9 protein-coding genes are annotated in these 11361 nt (G+C 36.4%); 7 read left to right on the top strand and 2 right to left on the bottom strand.

The features are described from left to right. Window positions 1-197: 197 nt before the first annotated feature. The 6 genes from V179_RS0112585 to V179_RS0112560 all read left to right on the top strand — a co-directional run bounded on the left by V179_RS0112585 (window position 198) and on the right by V179_RS0112560 (window position 8494). Entirely contained in the window at window positions 198-1217 is a 1020-nt protein-coding gene (locus V179_RS0112585) for a zinc-binding alcohol dehydrogenase family protein (protein ID WP_028391774.1), read from the top strand. A 985-nt stretch (window positions 1218-2202) separates the two neighbouring features. Next, window positions 2203-3738 (top strand): gluconokinase, encoded by a 1536-nt coding sequence (gntK, locus tag V179_RS0112580; RefSeq protein ID WP_028391773.1) that lies wholly within the window; start codon window positions 2203-2205, stop codon window positions 3736-3738. A 262-nt stretch (window positions 3739-4000) separates the two neighbouring features. Continuing rightward, a complete protein-coding gene (locus V179_RS0112575) occupies window positions 4001-5350 on the top strand; it encodes a gluconate:H+ symporter (protein ID WP_028391772.1) in 1350 nt (449 codons plus the stop codon). 634 nt (window positions 5351-5984) lie between these two features. Then, entirely contained in the window at window positions 5985-6674 is a 690-nt protein-coding gene (locus V179_RS0112570; RefSeq protein ID WP_028391771.1) for a GntR family transcriptional regulator, read from the top strand. A 35-nt stretch (window positions 6675-6709) separates the two neighbouring features. Further along, a complete protein-coding gene (locus V179_RS0112565) occupies window positions 6710-7726 on the top strand; it encodes a zinc-dependent alcohol dehydrogenase (protein WP_028391770.1) in 1017 nt (338 codons plus the stop codon). 18 nt (window positions 7727-7744) lie between these two features. Beyond that, window positions 7745-8494 carry an SDR family oxidoreductase gene (locus V179_RS0112560; protein WP_028391769.1) on the top strand — a complete coding sequence of 250 codons (750 nt, stop codon included), beginning with the start codon at window positions 7745-7747 and terminating at the stop codon, window positions 8492-8494. Window positions 8495-8832: 338 nt separating this feature from the next. Here V179_RS0112560 and V179_RS0112555 read toward each other — a convergent pair whose 3' ends face one another. After that, window positions 8833-9243 carry a rhodanese-like domain-containing protein gene (locus V179_RS0112555; RefSeq protein ID WP_051405024.1) on the bottom strand — a complete coding sequence of 137 codons (411 nt, stop codon included), beginning with the start codon at window positions 9241-9243 and terminating at the stop codon, window positions 8833-8835. Between the two features lie 185 nt (window positions 9244-9428). On the opposite strand from V179_RS0112555, the gene V179_RS0112550 reads away from it, so the two are divergent. Then, on the top strand, window positions 9429-10265 hold the full coding sequence (locus tag V179_RS0112550; RefSeq protein WP_028391767.1) for a lipoate--protein ligase family protein: 837 nt from the start codon (window positions 9429-9431) through the stop codon (window positions 10263-10265). A gap of 133 nt (window positions 10266-10398) precedes the next feature. Here V179_RS0112550 and V179_RS0112545 read toward each other — a convergent pair whose 3' ends face one another. Continuing rightward, window positions 10399-11274, bottom strand: coding sequence for a helix-turn-helix domain-containing protein (locus V179_RS0112545; protein WP_028391766.1), 876 nt, complete (start codon window positions 11272-11274; stop codon window positions 10399-10401). Between the last annotated feature and the right edge of the window lie 87 nt (window positions 11275-11361).

Genomic DNA, 11361 nt, shown 5'->3' with positions numbered 1-11361 from the left:
GTGATAATTATCAATTGACGAGAAAAAACTTAAATGGTATTGTGTAAATGAATAATTTGTTTATTAAACAAATTAAATGGAATGTCCTTTGAAAGGGTTACCATCTTGAAAAAGAAGTGACTGAAGAGTTCTTTCCATTTTCTGATTAGTTATGTAAGATACATGTGTATAAAAAATTTATAGTAGGAGAGAAGATAATGAAAGCTGTAATGATTCCCGAAGCACATAAAATTGAAGTATTGGACGTACCTCAACCAGAAATTAAACAAGACAATGAGGTATTAGTGAAAATTAAACGGGTTGGAATCTGTGGTTCAGATATGCATATTTACCACGGAACGAATCCACTTGCTACATACCCAAGGATTGTTGGACATGAAGTGACTGGTGAAGTTATCGAAATCGGTTCCAATGTTAGTAGTTTAACAGTAGGTGATCATGTGGTCATTGAACCAATTAGCTATTGTGGTACATGTTATGCATGTAAAAGTGGCAGATCCAATGTATGTAAAGAGGTTTCGGTTTTCGGTGTCCATGAAGATGGCGGTATGAGAGAAATTGTAGTTTTACCAGAAAAACAACTACATAAAGTGGATCCAGAAATTAGCTGGGATGAAGCAGTAATGGCTGAACCGTATACAATTGGTGCTCAAGCAGTATGGAGAGGGAATGTGAAAGAAGGAAATACTGTATTTATTCAAGGTGCAGGACCAATCGGTATTTGTGTTTTGAAAATGGCTAAACTAAATGGAGCAACGGTTATTATTTCAGATATTACGAATAATCGATTGGAATTTGCTAAAGAAAATGGCGCCGACTACACGATAAATCCTACTGAAGTTGATTTAGAAAGTAAAATCTATGAAATTACTAACAACGAAGGGGCAAATATTGTTATTGATGCAGTCGGTACACCACAAACGTTTGAATTAAGTGTTAAAGTAGCCTCAGCTGCTGGTAATGTGGTTACATTAGGTTTCAATGAAAAACCATCTTCAATTGCTCTATTGCCAATTACGAAAAAAGAATTAACGATTACGGGTTCTAGACTACAAACAAATCAATTTGGTAAAGTTGTACAATTGATTAATGAAAAGAAATTAACCCATGCTGGTTTAATCACTCATAAATTTCATATAAGTGAAGCAAAAGAAGCGTTTGAATTCGTCGAAAAAAATCCTGAGAAAGTTAGGAAAGCTGTCATTATTTTTGACTAAGAAATAAGGAAGCTAAAACTACTCTAGCTGTCGAGAATCCCTCGACAGCTTCTTTTTTTTATTACCTTTAGGTTTACACTGTACAAATGTGAAGATATGCACAAGTTAAAGTAGTTTAGCTTAACTAAGATTAAGTTGAGCAAAGCTTAATAAATTTGAAAGAACAGAAGGCTTTAATTTATCCCGCTTTAACTGGCAGTACCCCCTATAGGAATCGAGGAAGCGTAGGTGGGGGATAACTGCCCGTAAAAGCCAGATTGGTTAAACTAACAATCAATGGGGATGAAGAAAACCCCACTGATTGAAGTTTCACTTTATTACCTAAACCGGGGAAGAAGTTGTGGGTGAACAAAAACTTGTGTTTAGGATTTACCTTAAAAGTGGCTATCCATAGCATAGCTATCTTTGTAAAAGGATCAACTCTATGAAATATTGCTTGACTTTTATATTTAATCAATTAGTAAAAAAATTATGAAATAAAGGGTTTACATTTACAAAATTGTATTATAGTATACTTGTATACAAGTTAATTTTGAAAATGAAATCGTTTTATCCCGTAAAAGCCAGATTGGTTAAACTAACAATCAGTGGGGGATGAAGAAGCCCCACTGATTGAAGTTTAACTTTATCTAGATAATATTATAAAAGCGTTAACTTCCGAAGTGGTAAGGTTGGCATAAATTATTTCTGGCTAGGTTGTTAGCGTTACCATATTTTAGAATAATAAAAATTATGAATAATATTTTCAATTATTAAACCACCATATAATCAAACATAATAGATTACTAATCATCTGGGTCAAAATGGCAGCCGCTGCTGGCTTGCATAAATCTATTAAATGAAACGACGGTTTACTGATGAACTAAGAAGACTTTAATTAGGAAGTATTATCCAAAAATAGCGTTAGATATTCAAGAAAATCAAAAAAAGTAAATCAAAAGGATTGTTAGGAAAGGTGAGAATAAAAATGGATACTAACAAGTATATGCTTGGTGTAGATGTAGGAACGACGAGTACAAAAGCAGTGCTGTTTCGTGAAACAGGAGAAATTATCGCTCAAGAAAATAATGGTTATCAATTATATACACCTAATGTTTCAACAGCAGAACAAGATCCAGAGGAGATTTTTGATGCTGTCGTTCTATCTATTCGAAATGTGATGAAGAAATCACATATTGATCCAAAAGATTTATCATTTCTTTCTTTTAGTACTGCTATGCATGGACTTATCGCGATGGATGAATTCGATAAACCTTTAACACGTTGCTTGACATGGGCAGATAATCAAAGTGAAGAGTGGGCAAAGAAAATAAAACGTGAACTGAATGGTCATGAAATTTATTTACGAACAGGGACACCTATTCATCCAATGTCTCCTTTTAGTAAAATTGCCTGGTTAACCCATGATCGCCCAGAAATTGCAAGTAAAACAAAAAAATATATCGGGATTAAAGAATACTTATTCCACAAATTTTTTGGCGAATATGTAGTCGATCATTCGCTTGCTTCATCAATGGGATTATTAAATCTTAAAGACCTAGACTGGGATGAAGAAGCATTAGCGGTTGCAGGGATTACAGCTGATAAATTATCAACACTTGTTTCTACTACCAAGGTTATGACTGGTTGTAATCGAAATTTAGCTCAAGAGCTAGGCATTTTAGAAACAACTCCTTTTATTCTAGGCGCAAGTGATGGTGTTTTATCGAATATCGGTGTAAACGCTATTAAAGGAGGTGAAGTAGCAATTACGATCGGTACGAGTGGAGCAATTCGTACGGTCATTCCTAAACCACAGACCGATCCAAAAGGGAGAATTTTTTGCTACGCATTAACTGAAAATCATTGGGTAATTGGTGGTCCAGTCAATAATGGTGGAATGATTTTACGTTGGATCCGAGATGAGTTTGCCGCAAGTGAAGTTGAAACGGCAAAACGACTCGGGATTGACCCATATGAAGTGCTTACACGCATTGCGAGTCGAGTGAGACCTGGAGCAAACGGTTTGCTATTCCATCCGTTTTTATCAGGTGAACGTGCACCATTATGGAACTCAGATGTTCGTGGATCATTCTTCGGATTGACTTTAAGTCATAAAAAGGAACATATGATTAGAGCAGCTTTAGAAGGTGTTATTTTCAATCTTTATTCTGTATTTTTAGCTTTGGTTGAGGCCATGGATGAGCCTGTCACTAGTATTAAAGCCACAGGCGGATTTGCTAGATCAGAAGTATGGCGCCAAATGATGGCTGATATTTTTGATCAAAAAGTAATTATTCCAGAAAGTTATGAGTCTTCTTGCTTAGGTGCTTGTATCTTAGGTTTATACGGACTTGGTAAGATTGAAGATTTCAATGTCGTAGAACAATTAATAGGTCAAACACATGAACATAAACCAAATCCTGATCATGTGAAGGAATACCGGGATTTAATGCCGATTTTTATCAATGTTGCTCGTACATTAGAAAAAGAATATGAGCAAATTGCAAAGTATCAAAGAAATATTGATGAAGAGATTTAATTAGTAAAGGCTCTTTTCGTAAAGATTGTTGTTTTTAGCAAGAAACCAATTCGAACAGATGTTGATCTTCGTTAAAGGTGCGAGACTCCTGCGGGAAAAGCGTGTTGAGGGAGACCCCGCAAGTGCAAAGCACTGAGGAGGCTTCTGAGACCGCCTCTACAACGGAAATCAACCCGGGTTATTAGTGTAAAAATGATTGAAAAGCAACAATGTATGTGAAAACAGCCTTAGTAAAAAACATATTTAGTGGGGAGAAAGAGATATGCCGTTATTAATTGTCGCATTGGGGATTATTGTTTTACTAGTGTTAATCATGAAATTCAATATGAATACATTTATTGCATTAGTAGTCGTTTCATTCTTAATTGCTTTAGCTTTAGGTATGCCAATCAGTGAAATCGTTGGATCCGTTCAAACTGGGCTGGGGAATACGTTAGGCGGTATTGCTTTAGTCTTTGGTCTAGGAGCGATCCTTGGTAAATTCATTGCAGATGCTGGGGGAGCCCAACGTATTGCAATGACGTTAATTGATAAGTTTGGTGAGAAGAAAATTCAATGGGCTGTAGTAGCAGCTGGATTCATCTTAGGAATTGCTTTATTCTTTGAAGTAGGTCTAGTCTTATTAATTCCAATTGTTTATCAAATTTCCAAACATTTAAAAATATCGTTTTTATGGCTAGGTATGCCAATGGCGACTGCATTATCAGTAACGCATGCATTCTTACCACCACATCCTGGTCCGACTGTTATTGCTCAAGAATTCGGAGCAAACGTAGGTCTAGTGTTAGTGTACGGTTTCATTATCGCAATACCAACTGTTATTATTGCTGGTCCATTATTTACAAAATTCGCAAGAAAATTTGTACCATCAGCTTTTGAAAAAGAACCAATGGGTAGCATGGCTTCAATTGGTAATGCAAAACAATTTAAATTAGAAGATACACCTGGGTTTGGAATCAGTGCGTTTACAGCATTATTCCCGGTTATCTTAATGGCACTTTCAACAATATTCACTTTATTGCATGATGCATTACATTTACCACAATTGTTTATTGATATTATCAAAATGATCGGTGCACCAACTACGGTTATGTTGCTTTCTGTATTACTCGCTATGTATACAATGGGTGTAGCACGAAAAATTTCAATCAAACAATTAATGCAATCTGCTGAAAGTTCAATTGCATCAATCGGTATGATGTTACTCATTCTTGGTGCTGGTGGTTCCCTAAAGCAAGTATTAATTGATGGCGGTGTTGGTAATTATGTAGCTGTCCTTTTTGAAGGAAGTACAATCTCACCACTTATCTTGACTTGGTTAATTGCTGCAGTAATTCGACTTGCCCAAGGATCTGCGACAGTAGCTGCCTTAACAACTGTTGGACTAGTTATTCCAATGATGGGCGGCCATGATGTGAATTTAGAATTAATGGTATTAGCAACAGGAGCAGGTAGTATCATTGCTTCACACGTAAATGATACTGGTTTCTGGATTGTTAAAGAGTCCTTTGGTTTAACAATGAAAGAGACATTCGCTACTTGGACAGTGCTTGAAACATTGATTTCTGTTTGCGGTCTTGCTTTTGTACTAGTTCTTAGCTTATTTGTTTAAAAGAAAATGCTCTTTGATTGAAAATGTAATCGGTTTAAAGAGCTAAAAGAATAGCGCTTAAATTAGTGAATAGTAAGAGTAGTGACGACACTCAGTTTGTCATCGTTGGAAAATAGAATAATGTATTACTGTTTACGTACAGTTTCATTAAGGTACAGTGGGGAGTACATACAAATGAAAGAGTAAACAGAGAAGGTTGTTTACGTGTAAAGAAAATAATAGTGGGATGGGGAATTCCTTCGAGATAAGTAAAGGGATTAAATATGTAGTACCATTGGCTTTAATAGTGAGAAACTAATAGGTTCATAAATTTTATTAATGAAAAAAAGCTGTCCGAGTATGAAAGGGTCAAACCACACATCTACTATATTATTGTTTATATGACGTGTATTTAACACTATAAACGGAATATAGAATGTGAGGTCTGACCCTTTTCTATAAAATGTTTTAATTCTCTCGCTGGAATTAGATAAGTTTGGCTGACTTCTAGTGCCAAGTCGCCTTTGTAAAACGGAAATAGTATTCAGAAAATATTAAAAAAACAAAAATGAAACTGTTTACAATTAGATATATTTGTAATAAAATGTACTTGTATACAAGTACACAACTTATTTTTGTAGGAGTGTGATCGATAATGAATTATCCTACATCTTGGCTAACCAGCATGTCAATTGGGGAGAAAATTGCTTGTGAAGTACGGTTAAAAATAATTAGGGGTGATATTTCAATAGGATCTGTTTTATCCGAAAATCACTTGGCACAAGAATTTGGTGCAAGTCGATCACCGGTGAGAGACGCATTACGTGTTCTCGCAAATGAAGGATTGATCCGGCTTGAGCGAATGGGTGCAGTCGTACTAGGCTTAAGTAAAAAGGATATGGAAGAATTATATGATGTACGGATATTAATTGAAACATATTTGCTAAAAACGATTAGTAAAACAGATCAGACGCGTCTAAGTCTTGAACTTAAAAAAGTGATAGATAAGATGACTTTAGCAATGGAACACCGAAATCCGATTGATTTTTCTTATCAGGACTTAATTTTTCACGAGCTAATCGTAATTGAATCGAAACATGAACGATTATTAAGGGTATGGTATAGTTTAAAGCCGGTCGTTTTGACTGCGCTTCTCGTCGCTACAACAAAGAGATTTGAAGAGGATTATGATGAGATCCAACAATTAATAGACAAACATACATTGATCATTGATGCGCTTCTTTCACAGGATGATGATTTAATCGAACAAACATTACTCAATCATTTCCAAGACACGAGGACAACGGTCTATGATTCTTTATGGAAAGAGGACATACAAGAATAGAAAATGAAAACGCTTAAAGGGGAGAGTCGATTAGTATGAAAGCTGGTTTGTATCTATCTGAAAAAAACGTAAGTGTTGGAGAATTACAGAAACCTGTCATTAAGGAAAATGAAGCTCTTATTAAAGTAGCTTATGCTGGTATTTGTGGAACCGATATGATGATCTACTCAGGTAAACATCCACGGGCAAAAGCGCCACTTGCAATGGGGCATGAGTTTAGTGGAATGATCGAAGAGATAAATGGTGAATCGTCGTTTAATATCGGCGATCGGGTTGTGATTGAACCAACAATCAGCTGTGGAAAATGTGACGCTTGCTTATTAGGGAATTCACATGTTTGTAAAACGTTACAATTAATCGGGATTGATTCACATGGGGGATTTGCTGAATACGTGGCTGTACCGCTACACCGTTTGCATAAAGTACCGAGTTCATTATCCGATTTACATGCAGCATTAGCAGAACCAGTTGCTGTAGGCATCCATACTGTTCGACGTTCTAACGTAAAAGTAGGGGATACTGTCGTTGTACTAGGGGCAGGCCCGATTGGTTTATTAATTGCCTTAACGGCAAAATTGGCTGGAGCAGGTAAAATATTTATTTCCGATATTAGTCCATATCGATTAGGTAAGGCGGAAGAAATGGGATTTATCGCTCTAGATGGTAAACAAGTCGATGTAGTCGAGTATGTGAAAGAGGCTACGAATGGCGTAGGGGCAGATGTTGTTTTTGAAGTAGCTGGTTCAAGCGTAACGGTTGAACAAATGATCCATGTCTGTCGGACACAAGGTCAAATCGTTGTTGTAAGTGTCTTTAAACAACCGCCAACAATTGACCTTGCAGCCATGCATTTCCGTGAATTATCTTTGACAACGACTAGATGTTACAGTTCAGCAGATTTTGCCATGGCAGTTAGTATGATGGCAAGTGGCCAAATTGATGTAACGCCGCTGATTTCACATGAACTACCATTGGAGGAAATTGAAAAAGGGTTTGAATTAATGACCAATCCAGAAGATTCATTAAAAGTATTATTTAGACCACACGTATAATTATGGAGGGATTAGAACATGTTTCGATTAGATGGTAAAGTTGCCGCGATTACAGGTGCAACGAGAGGGATAGGTAGAAAAATGGCTTTAGCTTTAGCGGAAGCAGGCGCTACTGTGGCCTTACTTCAAAGGAATACAAGTGATGATTCTGTCCAAAAAGAGATTGAAGCACTGGGACAAAAAAGTGTAATCATACCATGTGATCTGGAAAATCAGGCACAAGTGAAAGCTGCGATCCCGACGGTTGTGAAAGAACTTGGTCAGATTGATATTCTAGTCAATAATGCAGGCATTCAACGAAGATCTCCTTCTGTTTCATTCTCTGAAACAGATTGGGAGGATGTAATTAATGTGAATTTAAAATGTGTCTGGCTTTTATGTCAGGAAGCCGGTAAATTCATGGTACCTCAAGGTAAAGGGAAGATTATTAATATGGCTTCTTTATTATCCTTTCAAGGAGGTTTAACGGTCCCTGCTTATGCGGCAGCGAAAGGCGGAGTAGCGCAATTAACGAAAGCATTAGCTAATGAATGGGCGAAAGAAAATGTGAATGTCAATGCCATTGTTCCTGGCTATATTGCGACAGATATGAATGAAGCATTATTACAAGATGAAACAAGAAATCGCCAAATTCTTGAGCGAATCCCAGCAGGTCGATGGGGACAGGCAGAGGATTTTATGGGATCTGTAGTCTTCTTGGCATCTGATGCATCGAATTACGTTCACGGTCATTTATTAGTAGTAGATGGCGGTTGGATGGGAAGATAAAATAAGTTGAGTCGAATGGAATGGGCAACCTTGTTTCAACTGAAACATATTGACCTATCTAAATAAGTATAAAGGGTCTTACCTTGCTCTCTAAATCAGTATGTAGTGTTTGATACACTTATTTTATACTGAATTTTATTGTTGCGAGGTCTGGCCCTTTACTTTTGTGACGTCCTCTTTTTCTGTGCTGATACTTTCTTCATAACCATTTTTCATCAACACTCGAAATAAAACAAAGAAAGGGTCGGAGCCCACATCTACTCCATCGTTTATTTGACGTGTACTTGGCACGATAAACGATGTCTTAAGTGTAGGACCCAACCCTTTTAGGACTTTCTTTATTTACCAGTTCTTATTTTTCCAGTCCACTGTTTGAATCCACCTTTTAATTGGTAGATATCTGTGTACCCTTTTTTGCGTAAGATTTGAGCGGCTTTGCCACTGCGCATACTGTTTTGGCAGTATAAATAAATGGGCTTGTCCTTACGTAATTCTGTAAGGCGTGTCTTAATTTGTGTTAACGGGATATTTCTTGCACCTAATATATGACCGCCCTCGTATTCATTCGGTTCGCGAACGTCAAAAAGCTGTGCTTTACGATATCCTTCAATAAATTCTTCCTGACTAAGCGGTTTAACCGCACGACGCTGACTGAAAAAATTGAAAAGTGCGTAAGCAAGAAGTGCAATAAGGATAACGAGTGATATAATCCAACTCACGGTAAAACTCCTTTCTAAACTAAGCAACATATAGACATTACTTATTATATAATTGTAACGTGACATAATCAAAAGATTTTTCCTTAAATGGCAGGAATGTTTGTTAAAGTTAAAATTCTTTTGATTTTTGGTAGTTTTTGATACACTACTAACGAAAAGGATAGTAATTTACTTTATTTTATGAGAAAAAGACAAGTAGGTTATGGGAGGATTTTATGGAAAAACAAACGTGGGCATTTATTGATTCAGGGAACTGCACGCCAGCGTTTAATATGGCATTAGATGAAGCCCTGTTGAATTGGCATAGTAATGGAGAGATTCCTCCGGTTGTTAGGTTTTACGGCTGGAATCCGGCAACTTTATCGATAGGATATTTCCAAAGAGCAGAAAAGGAAATAAACTTAGAAGAGGTAAAGAGACAAGGATTAGGCTTTATCCGCAGACCTACTGGGGGCAGGGCTGTTTTACATGAACATGAACTTACATATAGCGTGATTGTGAACGAAGAGTATCCAGATATGCCTAAAAATGTGACTGAGGCGTATCGGGTGATTTCAGAGGGCATTCTAATGGGGTTTAGAAATCTTGGACTAGATGCTTATTTTGCCGTTCCTTCTACTGAGAAAGAAAAAGCAGCATTGAAAGAACCGAGATCTTCGGTTTGTTTTGATGCGCCAAGTTGGTATGAGCTTGTCGTTGAAGGTAGGAAAGTAGCAGGAAGTGCTCAGACGAGACAAAAGGGAGTCATATTGCAGCACGGATCGATATTACTCGATATGGATGATGAGAAACTGTTTAATTTGTTTAATTTTCCAAATGAACGAGTGAAGGAACGAATGATGAAAAGCTTTAAAAATAAAGCTGTTGCCATCAATGATATACACACACGAAAAATTAGTTTAGATGAGGCAAAGATTGCATTTCACAAAGGATTTGCTTCAGGATTGAATTGTAATCTCGAGCCTCTCATTCTGACAAAAGACCAAGAAAATGAAGTATACAACTTAGTGAAAAATAAATATGAATCAGATGAATGGAATTTTATGAGATAAGATGAATCATTGGAATAAGTTCATTGCTTGAGATTTAGTGATATTAGAACAGGACTAGCAATCCGTGGGGGATGAAGAATCCCCCACGGATTGAAGTTGCACTTTAATAAACTTATGTATCTTAATTTAGCGGCTACATCTCTTCAATTTTCTTTTTTCGGAAAGTAGAAGGGGTTGACCCAATTAATTTTTTAAACGTTCGATGAAAATGAGGTAAACTTTCAAAGCCACACTCTAAAGCTATCGTATTAATTTTTTCATCGGTGCTTAGTAATAAATCTTTTGCTTTTATGATTTTTTTAGTCGTAATATAATCTGAAACATTAAAGCCTGTCATTTGTTTGAATACTCGACTAAGGTGTGCTGTACTTACATTTCCAAATTGCGAGAGCTGATCAAGAGATATCCCCAAAGTATAATTTTCCTCAATATATCCTAATATGTCTATCATCCAAATCGGACCAGAAAATTCAGCTGCTTTAGCTGTGCTACTACAACTAGTCATGATTCTCCCCAAATATAATAGGAGTGCTTGAAGTTCCAAAAGAGTGGCATGTCTATAGCCTAAAGTTTCCTGACAAACTTCGAGCTGAATCGTTTCAAGAAAGTTTGCAAATACGATCTGCTCATCGATTCCATCTAATTTATATTTAAAGTTATTTAACCGAAGACTTTCTTCAAATATATGAAAATAACTAAAAGAGTCTCCTAAAATACGATTTTGGATAAGAATTGGATTAAAAAAAATAGCAGTTGAAGTTACTGGGTTTTCATAATCTGGAATGGCTCGGTGTAAAGTATTACCTGGAATAATAAAAATACTCCCTTTTTCCATACTTAGTATCGAGTGGTCTATAAAAAAAGTGCCATTCCCATCATAAACATAAACAATTTCATACCAGTCATGAAAATGATAGGGGAGTTCAACTTCTACACTTTTTGTATCTTTATATACGATTTGAAAGGGGAAAAAGTTATCGGGGTTAAATAGTTTTTGAATCGGCTGCATCGATTAAACAATCCACCTTTCTCTATATTCCATGCTTAATATAGCAAAAAAAGGTACATGAAAGCAAGATTAGACAATTTAAATTTT

Source organism: Bacillus cihuensis (genome assembly GCF_000504145.1).
Classification (GTDB): domain Bacteria; phylum Bacillota; class Bacilli; order Bacillales; family DSM-1321; genus Peribacillus; species Peribacillus huizhouensis.
Note: the sequence above shows the minus strand (reverse complement) of the source record. Positions and strands in the feature narration are given on the sequence as shown.

Coding starts and splice junctions, on each gene's coding strand:
- V179_RS0112585 (WP_028391774.1), top strand. CDS start 198: ATGAAAGCTGTAATGATTCCCGAAGCACATAAAATTGAAGTATTGGAC.
- gntK (WP_028391773.1), top strand. CDS start 2,203: ATGCTTGGTGTAGATGTAGGAACGACGAGTACAAAAGCAGTGCTGTTT.
- V179_RS0112575 (WP_028391772.1), top strand. CDS start 4,001: ATGCCGTTATTAATTGTCGCATTGGGGATTATTGTTTTACTAGTGTTA.
- V179_RS0112570 (WP_028391771.1), top strand. CDS start 5,985: ATGAATTATCCTACATCTTGGCTAACCAGCATGTCAATTGGGGAGAAA.
- V179_RS0112565 (WP_028391770.1), top strand. CDS start 6,710: ATGAAAGCTGGTTTGTATCTATCTGAAAAAAACGTAAGTGTTGGAGAA.
- V179_RS0112560 (WP_028391769.1), top strand. CDS start 7,745: ATGTTTCGATTAGATGGTAAAGTTGCCGCGATTACAGGTGCAACGAGA.
- V179_RS0112555 (WP_051405024.1), bottom strand. CDS start 9,243: ATGTTGCTTAGTTTAGAAAGGAGTTTTACCGTGAGTTGGATTATATCA.
- V179_RS0112550 (WP_028391767.1), top strand. CDS start 9,429: ATGGAAAAACAAACGTGGGCATTTATTGATTCAGGGAACTGCACGCCA.
- V179_RS0112545 (WP_028391766.1), bottom strand. CDS start 11,274: ATGCAGCCGATTCAAAAACTATTTAACCCCGATAACTTTTTCCCCTTT.